Source organism: Microbacterium sp. 22195, from assembly GCF_052056515.1.
GTDB lineage: Bacteria > Actinomycetota > Actinomycetes > Actinomycetales > Microbacteriaceae > Microbacterium.
Genome location: NZ_JBQEPE010000001.1, coordinates 1,392,333 through 1,408,100 on the forward strand (window position 1 = coordinate 1,392,333; position 15,768 = coordinate 1,408,100).

The following is a 15,768-nucleotide window of genomic DNA, read 5'->3' on the forward strand; positions in this document are numbered from 1 at the left end:
CTCAGCGGAAGAACGCCACGCCCAGGTCGGGGTGGTCGACGAACACGCCGTCGACGCCGGTGTCGGCGATCACCCGCCACTCCCCCTCGTAATCGCCGAAGGCGGCCTTCCCGCCTCCGGCGCGGAACCGCGGCGACAGGAACTGGTTCTCCGGGCGGCACGTCCAGGTGAACACGCGCAGGCCGCGGGCGTGCGCGTCCGGCACGATCGTGTTGCCCGGCTGCAGCAGCATCCGCTTGTTGACGCTGATGCCGTCCGCGCGCAGCGCGTCCAGACCCGCGGGCGTGACGACGGAGGCGTAGTCCGGAGCCGACGCGCCCATCGAGGTGACCAGGTCGAACGGCTTGCCGCTCGCCTCGATCAGGTAGATGAACGTCGCCGCGATGCCGGTCGCCCGCAGCCGATCCAGCACCGTCGACTCGAACGACTCGATGACCAGAGGCAGCTCTCCGGCCGCCCAGCCGCCGGCGCGCAGGTCGCGCTCGATCAGCGGGACCAGATCGAGTCCCGCACCCTCGAAGTAAGTCGCGTGCTTGACCTCGAGCACCAGGCCGATCTCCCGGCCGTGCTCGACGGATGCCTCGCTGATCAGCTCGAGCAGGTCGGGCAGCCGCAGGATCGGCTGCGCGTCGTCGAAGGTCGTGCTGGACGTGCGGACCCTGGGGAGCCGCTCCCGGACGCGCAGCGTGGACAGCTCCGCCCAGGTGAAGTCCTCGGTGAACCAGCCCGTGAGGGTCTCCCCGTCGATCCGCTTGGTCGTGCGCCGATCGGCGAACTCCGGATGCTGCGCGACGTCGGTCGTGCCGGAGATCTCGTTCTCGTGCCGGATGACCAGCACCCCGTCCTTCGTGGCGACCACATCGGGTTCCACGGCGTCGACGCCCAGCGCGAACGCCAGCTCATACGACGAGCGGCTGTGCTCAGGACGGTAGCCGGGCGCACCGCGGTGCCCGATGATCAGAGGGGAGGTCCTGGGCACGCTCTCAGCGTAAAGCACCCCGTTCATAGGCATGCGCCACTATCGTTGAGGAAAGAGTTGACCGATCCCTCGGGAGTAGAGGCCACCCACCATGAGCAATTTCGTCTTCAACACCCCCGCGTTCCAGCAGCAGGATCCGCGGAACGTCGCCACGTACCCCGGCGCGCCCCAGCAGCCCGGTCAGCAGGGCCAGTACGCCCCGCCGCCCCCGCCCGGCGCCGCCGGACAGACCGCCGCGTTCCAGCAGGCGGGCATCAACGCCGCCGCGCAGGCGAACCTCGAGGGCATGTACGCGGCTCCGGCCGCTGGCGCCATCGAGACCGACCGCATGACGGTCGAGGACACGATCTGGAAGACCGCCGGCCTGTTCGGCATCCTGCTCGTGGCCGCGGCCGTCGGCTGGGTCTGGACGGTCGCCGGCTCCGCTGCCGGCCAGGCGAACCTGACCCCGTGGATCGTCGGCGCGCTCGGCGGCTTCGTGCTCGCCATGGTCGTCATCTTCACCTCGCGCAAGAAGGTCCGCCCGGCGCTGATCTTCGCATACGCGGCCTTCGAGGGTCTCTTCGTCGGCGGCATCTCGGCGTTCTTCGAGATGGTCTACCCCGGCGTCGTCATGCAGGCGACCCTCGCGACGGTCGCCGTCGTCGGCGTCACGCTCGCACTGTTCGCCAGCGGCAAGGTGCGTGCCAGCGCGAAGATGACCAAGATCTTCATGATCGCGATGTTCGGCTACATGGCGTTCTCCATCCTGAACCTCATCCTGATGTGGACCGGCGTCAACGACAACGCCTGGGGCCTGCGCGGAAGCGTCGAGATCGCCGGCATCCCGCTCGGCGTCATCATCGGCGTCTTCGTGGTGTTCCTCGCCGCGTACTCGCTGGTGATGGACTTCGACAGTATCCAGCAGGGCGTGCGCAACGGCGCTCCCCGCAAGTACGGCTGGATGGGCGCCTTCGGCATCATGGTGACCGTGGTCTGGCTGTACGTCGAGATCCTGCGCATCCTCGCGATCCTGCGCGGCAACGACTGACCTTCGATCCGCACGCTCTGAACGGCCGCTCTCCTCGGAGGGCGGCCGTTCTGCTTGTCACAGCAGGCTGATAGCGCATTCCTGAACTCGTGCGCAAGGGGGTAGATCTAGACGTTCGTCTAAGGCATTCTGGTGGTGCCCGGACACCCCGGACGCACCTACAGAACGGAGACTCCCATGAGCTTCCTCGGATTCCTTCTCCTCGGCCTGATCGCCGGCGCCATCGCCAAGCTGATCCTCCCCGGCAAGCAGGGCGGCGGATGGTTCGTCACTCTGCTCCTCGGCGTCGTCGGCGCTCTGCTCGGCGGCTGGCTGGGTGGTCTGCTGTTCAACGTCGACCTGAACGGGTTCTGGAACCTGTCGACCTGGCTCCTGGCCATCGGCGGATCGATCATCGTGCTGCTGATCTACGGTCTCATCGTGGGCCGCGGGGATCGCAGCCGCGCGTAGGAGTCGCACTCGAGGGGGAGGCGGATCGAGGGGTCCGCCTCCCCTTTCGCGTGTCCGGCGGAACCGGCCGCGTGTTCAGCGCGCCTTGGCCTCCAGCAGCGCCCGCTCGCGGTCATTGCCCGCCAGCCGCGCCGCGGCGGCGAACTCCGCACGCGCCTCGTCGTCGCGTCCGAGCCGCAGCAGCAGCTCGCCGCGGGTCGCCGGCAGCAGGTGGTAGCCGCGCAGCTCCCCCGCCGCGACCAGCTGGTCGACGATGCGCAGCGCAGATGCCGCGCCCGTCGCCATCGCCACGGCGGCCGCGCGATTCAACTCGATCACCGGCGAGGGCGTGAGCCGGCCGAGCGCCTCGTAGAGCATGACGATGCGATCCCAGTCGGTCTGTTCGACGGATGTCGCGACGGCGTGGCACTCGGCGATGGACGCCTGCAGGGCGTACCCGCCTCGTCCCCTCCCGAGCGCGTCGACCCGTGCGAGCGCCGCGCGGCCGCGGGCGATCGCGCCGCGGTCCCAGCGCGTGCGGTCCTGATCGGCGAGCAGCACGGGATCGCCGCGACGGTCGACGCGGGCGGGAAAACGCGCTGCCGTCAGCTCCATGAGCGCGAGCAGGCCGTGCACCTCGGGTTCCCGTGGCACGAGGCCCGCGAGGACACGGGCCAGTCGCACGGCCTCCCGCCCCAGGTCGGGCCGCATCCAGTCCTCCCCGCCGCTGGCCGTGTGCGCCTCGTTGAAGATCAGGTAGAGCACCCCCAGTACGGCACTCAGGCGTGAGCCGAACTCCTCGCGCGGCGGCAGCTCGAACGGGGCGTGCGCTGCGCCGAGCGTCTTCTTCGCACGCACGACGCGCTGCTGCACCGTGGCCACGGGCACGAGGAAGGCGCGGGCGATCTCCTCGCTGCCCAGACCCCCGACCACCCGGAGGGTGAGCGCGACCTGCGCCTCACGGGAGAGCACGGGGTGGCAGGCGATGAAGATCAGGCGCAGCACGTCGTCGTCGATGGCATCCGGATCCCACGGCAGGGCGTCGGATGCCTCATCCTGCTCGCGCTCGAGATCGTGCGCGATCGCCGCGATCCTGTCGTCGTACCGCTCCTGGCGGCGCCAGCCGTCGATCGCGCGGCGCTTGGCCACCGCGGTCAGCCACGCTGCCGGATTGCGGGGAACACCGGCCTCCGGCCATTGCTCCAGCGCCTCGGCGAGCGCCTCCTGGGCGAGATCCTCGGCGAGCGCGAAGTCGCCGGTCATCCGGGTGAGCGTCGCGACGATCTTCGCGGACTCGATGCGCCACACAGCCGCGACGGCACGCCCCGCCGCTTCCTGCGATGCGGGGCGCGCCGTGACGTCTGCGTTCATCTCAGGCCTCGGATGCCTCGGCATCCGCACGCCACTGCTTCTCCTTCTCGATCCACTCGTTGTCCTCCGGGAAGTCGGAGGCATCGGTCACGCGACGGATCTCCAGCTTGCTGCCGGGTCCGAGCGGGCAGCGCTTGGCCCACTCCACGGCCTCCTCCTTCGACGCCACGTCCAGGATCCAGAAGCCGTTGAACAGCTCCTTGGTCTCGCCGTAGGGGCCATCGGTCACGAGCGGCGGCTGCGACGAGAAGTCGACCACCACGCCCTCCTCCGCATCGGTCAGACCCTCACCTGCGGCCATCACGCCGGCCTTGATCAGCGACTCGTTGTACTTGCCCATGGCCTCGATCACCTGCTCGAACGGGATGCTCTTGAACAGCTCCACGCCCTCGTCGGTCGCGCGCATGATCAGCATGTACTTCATGGTGGTTCTCCTTGTTCGGTCGTTCATCACACGGGCCGTGTCTCGACCCTCTCATTGAAGACGTCGAACGAGAAGGCGCTGGATCGACAACCTCGCGAGAAATCTTTCGAGAATCGCTTCCTGCCATGATGGTGGTCACGGAGGAGGGCCCGATCGCAGATCGGCCCGCGAGCGGGAGGGCAGTCCATGCGCGGACCATTGGGGAGGATCACTGCGGTCGCGAGCGCGATCGGCCTGACGGCCGGCATCGCACTGGGCGGCGCTCTGCTGTCCGGCGGTGCGGCGTCCGCCGCCACTCCCCCGGACCTCGACCCCGGTTTCGTGACCGATGCCTCCGGCGTGCTCGGCGACGCCGCGGAAGCCCGCCTGGAGAAGCAGCTCGGCGACCTGGCGGCGAAGGACGGCCGCCCGGAGCTGTACGTGATCCTCGTGCCTGACTTCGAAGACCCCGGAAACGCGCTCGCCTGGGCGGATGCCACCGCGCTGCGCAACAATCTGGCCCCCGACCAGTACCTGCTCGCCATCGCGACCGAGGGGCGCACCCTCGCGATCTCGGCCGAGTACGGCGGTGACGGCGTGCAGGCGGGGCCGCTCTCGGAGGACCGGATCCTGCAGATCGAGGATCACCTCGGCGGCGACTACCTCGCGGATGACGACTGGGAGGGCGGCATCTCGTATGTCGCCGGGGAGCTCGACCGGGTCCCGTGGCCCTGGTGGGTGTGGGTGCTGGGCGTGGCCACGCTCGCCCTCCTCGTGTTCGGCGTGACGCGCCTCGTGCTGCACCTGCGTCGTCGTGCGGCCGCGGCCGCGGAGCTGCGCACCCTGGAAGGGCAGAAGAAGCGCGCGGCGCGCCTGCTGGTGCGGGCAGATGAGGCCGTGCGCACGAGCGAGCAGGAGCTGGGCTTCGTCACGGCGGAGTTCGGCGAGGAGACGACCGCGGAGTTCACCACGGTGCTCAAGGAGTGCCGCGCGCGACTGGACGGAGGATTCCAGCTGCTGCAGAAGCTGGAGGACTCCACGGAGGACACCCCTGCGGAGACCCGCGCGTGGACCGACGAGATCATCCGGATGTGCGCGCAGACCGATCGCGACCTGGACGGGCGCAAGCAGCAGCTCGCCTCGCTGCGCGCGCTGGCGGAGGGGTCGGCTGCGACACTGACCCGCCTGAGGACCGCCCGCGCCGAGGCGACGGGGATCCAGCAGGACGCCGCCGAGCGTCTCGCGGTGCTCACGGCGGCGTTCCCTCCCGCCGCGCTGGTCGGCGTGACGGGCAACCCCGCCGAGATCGGACGGCGCTTGGCCGCGGCCGATGCCCAGCTCGCAGCGCTGGAGAAGGCCGTGCAGGCGCACAAGCCGAGCGCGATCTCGCAGGCCGTGCACGAGATCGAGCGACTGCTCGCCGAGGCGGGCGACCTGCGAGATGCGGTGAAGGCGCAGGCGGATGCCCTGGCTGCGGGGGCGGCTCCTGGGCAGACGGGCGCCGATGCCCTGGAACTGGCGAAGGCCGCCGTGCGTGCCGCTGAGGCATCCGTGCAGGCCCGACCGGGCGAGGTGAACGCTCTGGCGCTGACCCGCCTGAACCTGGCCAAGCGGCAGCTGGCGGCGGCCACGGCATCCGGCGATCCGCAGGAGGCTGCGCGTCTGGCCGCATCGGCATCGGACGTCGCCGCGCAGGTGCAGGCGCTGACCGGCGCTCCGACCGCGCCGGCCGGCGCGAGGTTCAGCAGGGCGGCGGCCGACGACGCTCGCTCCGAGCGTGAGCGCCCGGTCATGTACGACGAACCCTCGTCGCGCCAGAGCTGGCAGTCCATCCGCGCCGCATCGAGCTCGGACGACGAGGGGCGCGGCGGGAAGGCGATCGCCGGGGCGCTCGGCGGCGGCCTGCTCGGCCTGGTGGGCGGCTTCAGCCTCGCGGACGGCAGCGCGGGCCTCATCATCCTGTTCATCGTGCTCGGCGCCGTGTTCGGCGCGCTGTCCGGGGCCTTCGGCGGCAACGGCGGAGGCGGATCGTCCTCGGGGTGGGGCGGGTCGTCGCATTCCTCGTGGGGCGGTTCCTCGCGCTCGTCGCGGTCGAGCTCGTCGTCGCGATCGTTCAGCAGCCGGTCCTCCGGCGGGAGCCGCTCGTCCGGGAGGTCCGGCGGTCGGCGCTTCTGAGGCGCGCCGGGTCACCGGGGGGGGGACCGCGTGTCCCACAAGGGGTGGGTGCACGGGCTCTTGACCCTTCCCTTCTGAGACCGGTCGGTGCCCGTGTCCCAGAACACGCGGGTGCCGAGGCATCCGACCCACCTCTTCTGCGACACGACGTACCCTGGTGCCATGACCGCATCGCTCGTCGACGGCATCCGCGCGGAGCTGCGCGAGATCGCCGATCCGGCCCTCGCGCCGGGTCAGCAGGCGTACATGAAGTCCACGATGCCGTTCCTCGGTGTCCGGGTGCCCGCCGTGCGCGCACTCGTGCGGCGCCTCGCGAAGGGCGAGACGGATGCCGCGATGCTGCAGGAATCCGCGCTCGCACTGTGGCGCGAGGCGCACGTGCGCGAGGAGCGCTACGCCGCGCTCGCCCTGATGGCGCTGCCCGCCCTGCGCGGCGACTCGGCCACGCTGCCCGCGCACGAGGAGATGATCCGCTCCGGCGCGTGGTGGGACTACGTCGACGAGGTCGCGCACCGGCTGCGCGAACTGCTGGATGCCGATCCCGAGCGGTTCGCGCTCGAGATGCGCATCTGGGCCGACGACGCGGACTTCTGGGTGCGGCGGGCGGCGATCATCTGCCAGCTCGGACGGAAGGACGCCACCGACCGCGACCTGCTCGAGTACGCGATCCTCACGAACATCGGCGACGACGAGTTCTTCATCCGCAAGGCCATCGGCTGGGCGCTGCGCGACCTCGGCAAGAGCGACCCCGACTGGGTGCGGGCGTTCGCGGAACAGCATCCGCTCTCCCCGCTGTCCCGTCGCGAGGCGCTGAAGCACCTGGGCTGACCGCGCCCGTCGGGATGAGCACCTGCACAACTCCGCAGATCTGCACCGCTCCGCAGGAATCGGCGGGTTCTCTGCGGGAATGTGCAGAACTGCGAAGGTGCGCACCCGGCGGCGACTCGGCCACCGGGCAGCGGCTCGGTCAGCGACGGGGCGGCGCGGACAGCGCCAGGCGGGCGGCGGCGGCGAGGGCGGCCATGGCCGCGTCCTCGCTCCAGGCGGATGCCGCCACGGGCGCGTCGGCGGCCAGGTGCTCGCGCAGCGGGGCGTCCGTGAGCACCCGGCGGATCGCGTCCGCCAGCATCCGCTCGTCGCCGGCCGGGACCAGCAGACCGCCTCCGCGGCGCAGCGCGTCGCCGGGGCCGTAGCGCACGTCGTACGACACCACGGGGCAGCCTGCTGCGAGCGCCTCCACGATGGACAGGCCCTGCCCCTCGTACGCCGTGGCGGTGACCATGAGGGAGGCGCGGCGGAGCACTGCGGCCGGATCGTCCGTGCGACCCATCAGCGCGACGCGGTCCCCCGCGTCGAGGGCCGCGATCTGCTCGGCGACGGATGCCGTGGACGGCCCGTCGCCCCAGATCTCCAGGCGCGTGCCGGGGACGTCCGCGGCGAGGAAGGCGCGCACGAGGTGGTCGATGCGCTTGCCGGGGGCCAGCCGCGAGACGCTGACGACCAGTCCCGGTTCGCGCACGTGATCGCTCACCGCGGGAAGGCGGATGCCGTGCGGCGAGACCAGGTTCACGGCATCACCGCCGAACCGGGACTGCACGTCGTCGCGCTGCGCCTGAGTGGGCCAGATCACGGCGTCGAACCGGTCGCTGACGGCGAACCAGCGCGTCCACAGCGCGTTCAGTGGAGCATCCGGGGTGTACGGCGGCTCGAGGTGCATCGTGTGGATCGCGTGCACGATGCGCGCCCTCGGGTTCGACCAGCCCGCGAGCAGCTCGCCGAGCTGGCGCGACTCGCAGATCACGACGACCGGGCGGTCGGACTCCTCGACGAGATGATCGAGCCAGGCGCGGTACAGCCCGCCGAAGCCGTCGAGCGTGCCGACGGTCCCGCCGGCCTCGTCGTACACCCGGACCGGCGCCGTGCTCAGATGCCAATCGGGGTTCCCCTGGATCACGGGCAGAGCCGCGTACGCCCGCCCTTCGGCATCCGTCAGCTCGCGGTAGGAGTCCGGCTCCTCCGACGAGTGCACCACTTCCTGACGAGTGGACCGGATATCGACGTCGCCAACCGGTGCGCTCGGCGGCACGTGGTTCACTCGAGGAGGTTCAGGGGCGGATGCTGCGGTGCGCAGCCACGCGGCGGCGCCGCCGCCGGGGGCCGACGCCTCGTCGAAGAGATTGCGGAGCGGGATGCCGGCGGGAAGCATGCCGAGACGGGCGAACTCGGCGCGGTGCGCGGCGTGCGTCTCAGCATCCGCGGGATCCACCGTGAGCACCTGCACGTCGGCGCCGTGCGCAGCCATCTGCCGGGCGCGCGCGGCCGTGGCGATGGTGTAGCCGCCGTCGAGCCCGGGGATCAGCCGGCTCGACAGGACGAGAAACGCCGCGTCGGGGAAGATGCCCTCCCCCGGCGCGGCGTCGCTCACAGCGCTTACTCCCACTCGATCGTCGCCGGCGGCTTCGAGGTGACGTCGAGCACGACGCGGTTGACCTCGCTGACCTCGTTGGTGATGCGGTTCGAGATCTTCGAGAGCACGTCGTAGGGCAGGCGGGTCCAGTCGGCGGTCATCGCGTCCTCGGACGAGACCGGGCGCAGCACGATCGGGTGACCGTAGGTGCGGCCGTCGCCCTGCACGCCCACCGAGCGGACGTCGGCGAGCAGCACGACGGGGCACTGCCAGATCGTCTGATCCAGGCCGGCCTTCGTCAGCTCCTCGCGGGCGATGGCGTCGGCCTCGCGCAGGATGTCGAGCCGCTCGCGGGTGACCTCGCCGATGATGCGGATGCCCAGGCCGGGGCCGGGGAAGGGCTGGCGTCCGACGATCGCCTCGGGGATGCCGAGCTCGCGGCCGATCGCGCGGACCTCGTCCTTGAACAGGGCGCGCAGCGGCTCGACGAGCTCGAAGTCGAGGTCCTCGGGCAGGCCGCCCACGTTGTGGTGCGACTTGATGTTCGCGGTGCCCGCTCCGCCGCCGGACTCGACGACGTCCGGGTACAGGGTGCCCTGCACCAGGAACTTCACGGGCGCGCCGCCGGTGGCCTTGGCCTCCTCGACCAGGTCGCGCTGCACCTGCTCGAACGCGCGGATGAACTCGCGGCCGATGATCTTGCGCTTGGTCTCGGGGTCGGTGACGCCGGCCAGGTGGCCGAGGAAGGTGTCCACGGCATCCACGGTGATCAGGCGCACGCCGGTGGACTCGACGTAGTCCTTCTCGACCTGCTCCCGCTCGCCCTTGCGCAGCAGACCGTGGTCGACGAACACCGCGGTGAGCTGGTCGCCGATCGCCTTGTGCACGAGGGCCGTCGACACAGCCGAGTCCACGCCGCCGGAGAGGGCGGAGATGACGCGAGCGTCGCCGACCTGCTCGCGGATGCGCTCGATCTGCTCGGCGATCACGTTGTCGCTGTTCCAGTCCGCGGACAGCCCGGCGCTCTTGTGCAGGAAGTTCTCGAGGATCTCCTGGCCGTGGTCGGAGTGCTTCACCTCAGGGTGCCACTGCACGCCGTAGAGCTTGCGCTCCTCGTTCGCGAAGGCGGCGACCTTGGTGGCGTCGGTGGTGGCGAGCACCTCGAAGCCCTCGGGGGCGCGGGCGACCTGGTCGCCGTGGCTCATCCACACGTTCTGCTCGGCGGGCTGGCCGGCGAGCAGCGAGCTGCCGTTCTCGGGGATGTGCGCGTCGGTCGCGCCGTACTCCCGCAGACCGGTGTTGGCGACCTCGCCGCCCAGGGTCTGGGCCATGTACTGGAAGCCGTAGCAGATGCCCAGCGTCGGCACACCCAGCTCGAACACGGCCGGGTCGAGCTTGGGGGCGCCCTCCTCGTAGACCGAGGAAGGGCCGCCGGAGAGCAGCAGCGCGACCGGGTTCTTCGCGGCGATCTCCTCAGCGGTCGCCGTGTGCGGCACGATCTCGCTGTACACGCCCGCCTCGCGGACGCGGCGTGCGATCAGCTGCGCGTACTGCGCGCCGAAGTCGACGACGAGCGCGGGGCGCTGCTGGGTCTCGGTCTGTTCGGTCAACGGGCACCTTCCGGGGCGGGGAGGGAGGCGTCGGCGGCCTCACGGGTGGCAAGGTAGTTCTTCACCTCGCGCGAGACGCGCAGCTCCATGAAGAACGAAAGGAAAGGGATCACACCGCCGAGGGCGAGCAGGATGAAGCGCCGGAACGGCCAGCGCATCAGGCTCCACACCCGGAAGCAGGCGAAGAGGTACACGACGTAGAACCAGCCGTGCGCGACGAGGATGCCCAGCGACAGGTTCACGCCGTCGCCGACGCTGGTGAGCTTGCAGCCCATGCCACCGGGGACGAACAGCGAATACCACTGGCATCCGTCGCCCACGATGACGTCAGCGAACCACAGGAATCCGCCGGAGCCGCCGAGGAACAGCTCGTGGTGGATGGGCGAGTACTTCACGATCATCTCGGTCAGCAGCAGGAGCAGCATGACGCCGGTGATGATGGACGCGATCTGATAGAACTTCAGCGCGCCGCGGATCGCCGGGAAACTGGCGATTTTCGGCTCGGGCATGGATACCAGTCTAGCGGCCGCGCCGGGCGCGCCCGCCCGCGCCCTGAGCCGTGCGCGCGACCGGCCCCGGATGCGCGGAGAGGCCGCCGGGATCGCTCCCGACGGCCTCTCCGTCTGCACTGTCAGTTGGCGCCGAACCCGATCAGAACCATCCGGAGATCAGGTCGAGGACCCAGTCGACGATGCCCTGCACGACGTTCCCGAGGCCGCCCTTGCGGTTGACGTTGACCGCCGCGGTGGCGGCGTCGCCGTCGGCCTGCGAGACCGAGACCGTGTACGGACCGGGCTTGGTCGCCTTGGGCACGGTGACGGATGCCGAGAACGAGCCGTCCTCGCCGACCTTCACGGTGCCGAGGTCGATCGCGTCGCCCTTCTTCGGCTGCAGCCGGACCGTCACCGTCTCGCCGGGCTGGTAGCCCTCACCGGTGATCGTCAGCGCCTGGCCGGCGGCCACCTTGCTCGACCCGAGCGAGATCGTACCGGCGAACTCACCGGGCTCCTCGTCAGCGGCGAAGGTCACCGGCAGCACCACGGCCGTGCCGACGTTCGGCGTCGCCGTGAGCGTCTTGCCCGCGGCATCCGCCGGAACGGTGAAGGTGAACGTCGCGGCACCGGCCTCGTCGTATGCGTCCTTCACGGCGACGGTGACCGGGGCGGTGCCCAGCTGGGTGTCGCCGATCGAGAACGCCACCTCGGTCGGCACCTGCTCGCGTGCGCTGAACGCCAGCGAGGAGAGGTCGACCGTCACCTGGTCGCCGGCCTTGTAGCCGTCGGCCCCGGCGGCCGGGGAGATGACCGCGCCCACGGCACGCTGACCGAGGTCGGGGGTCGCCGTCTTGTTGGCCGTGAACCAGTCGACCATCGACTGCAGGTCGACCTTGCCGGTGTCCTTCTTGCCGGTGCCCTTGGCGAGCGTGAAGAAATTGTCTCCACCCGCCGCGAGGAACGAGTTCGCCGCGACCAGGTACGACTTCGCCGGGTCGACGGGGGTGCCGTTCAGGGTGATCGAGGTGATGTGCGAGCCCTGTGCGGCGTTCAGGTCGTAGGTGTAGGTCAGGCCCTTCGAGACGCCGAGCTTGAGGAACGGACGCGACGAGCCCGCGGGCTGCCACTGCTCCTCGAGCACGGCCTTCAGCTGCTCACCCGTGAGGCTGAGCGTGACCAGCGTGTTGGCGAACGGCTGCACCGATGCCGCTTCACGGTAGGTCAGGTTGCCGTCGGGGTCGCTCGCGGAGGTGCCCTTGTACGCCATGACTGTGCGGATGCCGCCCGGGTTCATCAGCGCTAGCTCCGCTCCGGTTGACCACTGCTGCACGTCGGCGATGAAGTTGCCGATGGTGGACTCGCCACCGCGGTTCTCCGTCTTGCCGTCGCTCTGCAGCGCCCGGTTGAAGTCGGCCGTGATCTCGCCCACCTTGACGTTGCCGAGCACGTCGGCTTCCTTCTTGGCGGTGTCGACGATCGTCTGGACCTCGGGGATGGCCGGGTAGTTCGCCGTCCACGTCTTGTCGGGGTTCTGGTGCGCCAGCGGCTTGATCTCGTTGGAGATCGAGAGCAGCTTGTGCGTCTTCGGGTCGACCTGCAGGTTCATCAGGCCCATGTTCTCGCCGTACTGGCCCGCCGAGACGACCGGGCGGCCGTCGATGACGTGGTTGTAGGCGAGGTGGGTGTGCGCCGAGACGATCGCGTTGACGTCCTTGCCGACGCCGTAGACGATCTTGCCGAGCGCCGAGTCGGGCGTGATGCTGTCGACCGAGGTGGTGGTGGCTCCCTCGTGGACCAGGAGGATGATGACATCCGCCTCGCCGTTGCTGGGGTCTCCGTCGCGCAGCGCCGCGGCGGCGCTATTGACCGAGGCGACGATGTCGCGCACGTCGAGGTCGGCGATGCCGGCCGGCGAGACGAGGTTGTCGAGCTCCTCGGTGACCGCACCCACGAAGCCCACGCGGACACCGTCGACGGCCTTCACCCACGACGGGGCGAGAGCGGTCTTGTCGGTTCCCTTCATGAAGACGTTGGAGCTGATGTACTCCCAGTCGGCCCGGGGGACGATGCGGTCGCGCAGGTCGGCCCAGCCCTTGTCGAACTCGTGGTTGCCCGCCGCGCTGACCTCGAGGCCGGCGGCGTTCAGCGCGTCGATGGTGGGGTTGTCGTCCTGGATGAACGAGGTGAACGTCGAAGCGCCGACCAGGTCGCCGGCGGCGGCGAAGATCGTGTTCGGGTTCGCGTCGCGAACCGACTTCACGGCACCGGCGAGCACGGCGGCACCCGCCGCAGCACCGTCGGCCTCGATGCGACCGTGGAAGTCGTTGATCGTGGCGATGTCGATGCTCACCGGGGGCTCCGTGGCCGAGACGCCGACGAGGATCGGGTCGTGGTCACTGGAGCGGAACGGGGTGCCCGCCTCGGTGGCGCCGAACGCGTAACCGCGGTCGCTCCACTCCGGCGAGTTGATGCCCCACACCCCGGCGCCCGTGACCGACGCCGCGAGCGACGGCGAGGCGATGACGTGGTCCAGCGAGCCGAGCTCCCCGTCGAAGGAGTAGGTGTACTGGCCCTTCGCCTTGGACGGCACGGTGTCGAGCCAGCCCTGCGACGTGAACACGTCGATCGGGTCCTCCTGGCCGTAGGCGTTGAAGTCGCCGATCAGCAGCATGTCGTCGCTGCCGCTGTCGGCCTTCAGCTTCTCGGTGAATGCGAGCAGGGACTTCGCCTGCGCGACGCGGTCTGCGTTGAAGAAGCCCTGGCCGTCGGCCGGCTGCGTGCCGGTGCCGGACTTGGACTTGAGGTGGTTGGCGACGACCGTGACGGTGCGTCCGTCGATGTCGAACGCCTGGGCGATCGGCTCGCGGGCGTTGCCCCAGACGGTCTCGTCGATGATGGTCTGCGCCGCGCCCTTGGGCGTGACGGCGGCCTTCTTGTAGATGATCGCGCTGGTGATGTAGTCGGTGATCGCGGCGTCGTCGAGCGACTTCGGCGTCGGCACGTAGGCCCACACCTCGGAGCCGGCTGCGGCGTTCAGGCCGCTGACGAGATCGGCCAGGGCGGTGTCGATCGGCTTGCCGAGCTTGGGACCGTTCTCGATCTCCATCAGCGAGACGATCTCGGCGCCGGTGCCGTTGATGGCCGCGACGATCTTCGACTTCTGGATCGCGAACTGAGCGGCATCCTTCGCACCGCGCGCATCGGGGTTCTCCGAGCTGAGCGTCGTGAAGTAGTTGTACACATTGAACGACGCGATCTGCACGTCACCGCCGACCGACGGGACAGACGGACGCGGGTTGTTCGTCTTGAACGTGACCTTCTCGGATGCCGGGGAGGTGCTGTTCAGCGGCGTGACCGGCTGCAGGCGCCAGTCGTCGTGGTCGTACTGCAGCACGAAGCCCTTGCCGCCGAAGTCCACGGCGTCGCCGTTGCGCACCACGACGTCCTTGGTGAAGTAGGGCTGGTCGCCGGTGTGACCGGCCTTGCCGATCCCCACGCTGTAGCCGTCGTCGAGCAGGATGCGGTCGGCGCGGTTGGCCGCGGCGATGGCATTCGCCTCGGCACCCGGCCGCTTCAGCTCCGTGCTCTTGACGTTGAGCTCACCGGGGTTCAGCCACAGGGTGCCGTAGTTGTACAGCTGGTGGCTGGAGGCGAGGAGGTAGTCGCCGGTGGGGGCGACGAGCATGTTCTCGTACTGCTCGCGGTCGGTGCCGACGACGGAGGTCGGCAGCGCGACGGGTGCGGGGACGCCGACACCGGCCGTGACGACGGAGACGTCGCTCGCCGAGGCCGGCGTGATCTGCGTCTGACCGTAGTACTCGCTGACGGCGCCGTTGACGGAGACGAGGTCGCCGATCTTTCCGGGGACGGTCTTGCCGTTCAGGTAGACGAAGACGCCGTCGGACCTGCCCGAGGTCTTGGTCTCGCCGCCGGTTCCCTGCGTCTGGATCACGACGCCGTTGTAGCCGCCGACACGGTAGTCGGCCGTGATGACGCCCTCCACGGTGACGGTCTTGCCGACCAGCGGCGAGGTGTCGCCCGTGCCCTGCACGTCGGCGATGGAGACCTTCTCACCGGGCTGCGGCCCCGGGTCGGTGCCCGGGTCGGTCGCGCCGGTCTCACCCTTGGAGTTGGTCGGAGAGACGGATGCCGAAAGCGAGAAGTCGTCCTTGTTGCTGTCGGTGTCCTTGCCGCCGGTGCGGTTCAGGGACTTCACGTCGGTGTTGCTCGAGGGGGCCGTGGCGACTGCCCCCTCGAACGTGTTCGAGGAGCCGTAGCCGAGCAGGTCGATCACGCCTTCGGCGCCTGCGGCGTTCCCCGCGGCCAGTGCGAGGGGCGCGGTCCCCTTGACGAGCGCGACGGTGCCGGTGGTGCCGGACGGGTTCAGCGCGGTGCCGGTCACATCGGCCGTCGGCAGCGCCGGAGCAGTCGACGTGCCGCTGTTGGTGCCGCCCTGGACGAGGAAGTAGCCGTGCGCGGGAATGGTGCCGGACAGCGTGACGACCCCGCCGAAGTTGCCGGTGCCCGTCGCGGAGCGGTACTGCAGCGACATGCCGTCGAGCGACACGGCCGCCGCCGTCGGGTTGTACAGCTCGACGAACTTGTTCTTGAAGGCAGCGCCGGCGCTGCCGCCGGACAGGTACGCCTCGTTGATGACCACGCCGGTGCCGTCGGTGCTCGCGAAGGCAGGCGATGCGACGAGCGAGCCGAAGCCCAGCGCGAACACGGTGGTCATGGCGAGGGCGCATGTGCGCCCGCGGTTTCTGTGCTGTGCGAGCGGAACCGTCCGGTTCTCGTCGCCGGGGGCGGACATCTTCACTGCTGTCTCCTCGGTCAGGGCAAAGAGCGCAGGTCTCGTGGACCTGCGCGG

General features: G+C 70.1%; 11 protein-coding genes. 4 read left to right on the forward strand and 7 right to left on the reverse strand.

Annotated elements, in window-relative coordinates; genetic code table 11:
- Position 1 precedes the first annotated feature (1 nt).
- Complete coding sequence (locus ACTJJ4_RS06785) at positions 2 to 979, reverse strand: glycerophosphodiester phosphodiesterase family protein (protein WP_440942564.1); 978 nt, start codon at positions 977 to 979, stop codon at positions 2 to 4.
- Positions 980 to 1,070: 91 nt separating this feature from the next.
- On the opposite strand from ACTJJ4_RS06785, the gene ACTJJ4_RS06790 reads away from it, so the two are divergent.
- Positions 1,071 to 2,009: a Bax inhibitor-1/YccA family protein gene (locus ACTJJ4_RS06790; RefSeq protein WP_440942565.1), complete on the forward strand. Its 939-nt coding sequence runs from the start codon at positions 1,071 to 1,073 to the stop codon at positions 2,007 to 2,009.
- Between the two features lie 177 nt (positions 2,010 to 2,186).
- On the forward strand, positions 2,187 to 2,459 hold the full coding sequence (locus ACTJJ4_RS06795) for a GlsB/YeaQ/YmgE family stress response membrane protein (protein ID WP_285634638.1): 273 nt from the start codon (positions 2,187 to 2,189) through the stop codon (positions 2,457 to 2,459).
- A 75-nt stretch (positions 2,460 to 2,534) separates the two neighbouring features.
- On the opposite strand, the gene ACTJJ4_RS06800 is transcribed toward ACTJJ4_RS06795, so the two are convergent.
- Both ACTJJ4_RS06800 and ACTJJ4_RS06805 read right to left on the reverse strand, forming a co-directional pair.
- On the reverse strand, positions 2,535 to 3,809 hold the full coding sequence (locus ACTJJ4_RS06800) for an RNA polymerase sigma factor (RefSeq protein WP_440942566.1): 1,275 nt from the start codon (positions 3,807 to 3,809) through the stop codon (positions 2,535 to 2,537).
- A 1-nt stretch (position 3,810) separates the two neighbouring features.
- Positions 3,811 to 4,233 carry a YciI family protein gene (locus tag ACTJJ4_RS06805; protein WP_440942567.1) on the reverse strand — a complete coding sequence of 141 codons (423 nt, stop codon included), beginning with the start codon at positions 4,231 to 4,233 and terminating at the stop codon, positions 3,811 to 3,813.
- A gap of 186 nt (positions 4,234 to 4,419) precedes the next feature.
- On the opposite strand from ACTJJ4_RS06805, the gene ACTJJ4_RS06810 reads away from it, so the two are divergent.
- On the forward strand, positions 4,420 to 6,387 hold the full coding sequence (locus ACTJJ4_RS06810) for a TPM domain-containing protein (RefSeq protein ID WP_440942568.1): 1,968 nt from the start codon (positions 4,420 to 4,422) through the stop codon (positions 6,385 to 6,387).
- Between the two features lie 162 nt (positions 6,388 to 6,549).
- Positions 6,550 to 7,215, forward strand: a complete 666-nt coding sequence (locus ACTJJ4_RS06815) for a DNA alkylation repair protein (RefSeq protein ID WP_440942569.1) — start codon at positions 6,550 to 6,552, stop codon at positions 7,213 to 7,215.
- Positions 7,216 to 7,354: 139 nt separating this feature from the next.
- On the opposite strand, the gene ACTJJ4_RS06820 is transcribed toward ACTJJ4_RS06815, so the two are convergent.
- The 4 genes from ACTJJ4_RS06820 to ACTJJ4_RS06835 all read right to left on the reverse strand — a co-directional run bounded on the left by ACTJJ4_RS06820 (position 7,355) and on the right by ACTJJ4_RS06835 (position 15,711).
- Complete coding sequence (locus ACTJJ4_RS06820) at positions 7,355 to 8,812, reverse strand: glycosyltransferase (RefSeq protein WP_440942570.1); 1,458 nt, start codon at positions 8,810 to 8,812, stop codon at positions 7,355 to 7,357.
- A gap of 5 nt (positions 8,813 to 8,817) precedes the next feature.
- Positions 8,818 to 10,404 carry a glutamine-hydrolyzing GMP synthase gene (gene guaA / locus ACTJJ4_RS06825; protein ID WP_440942571.1) on the reverse strand — a complete coding sequence of 529 codons (1,587 nt, stop codon included), beginning with the start codon at positions 10,402 to 10,404 and terminating at the stop codon, positions 8,818 to 8,820.
- Positions 10,401 to 10,913 (reverse strand): DUF3817 domain-containing protein, encoded by a 513-nt coding sequence (locus ACTJJ4_RS06830; protein ID WP_285634658.1) that lies wholly within the window; start codon positions 10,911 to 10,913, stop codon positions 10,401 to 10,403. Before ACTJJ4_RS06830 ends, guaA begins: the two co-directional genes overlap by 4 nt.
- Positions 10,914 to 11,055: 142 nt before the next feature.
- A complete protein-coding gene (locus ACTJJ4_RS06835) occupies positions 11,056 to 15,711 on the reverse strand; it encodes an ExeM/NucH family extracellular endonuclease (RefSeq protein WP_440942834.1) in 4,656 nt (1,551 codons plus the stop codon).
- Between the last annotated feature and the right edge of the window lie 57 nt (positions 15,712 to 15,768).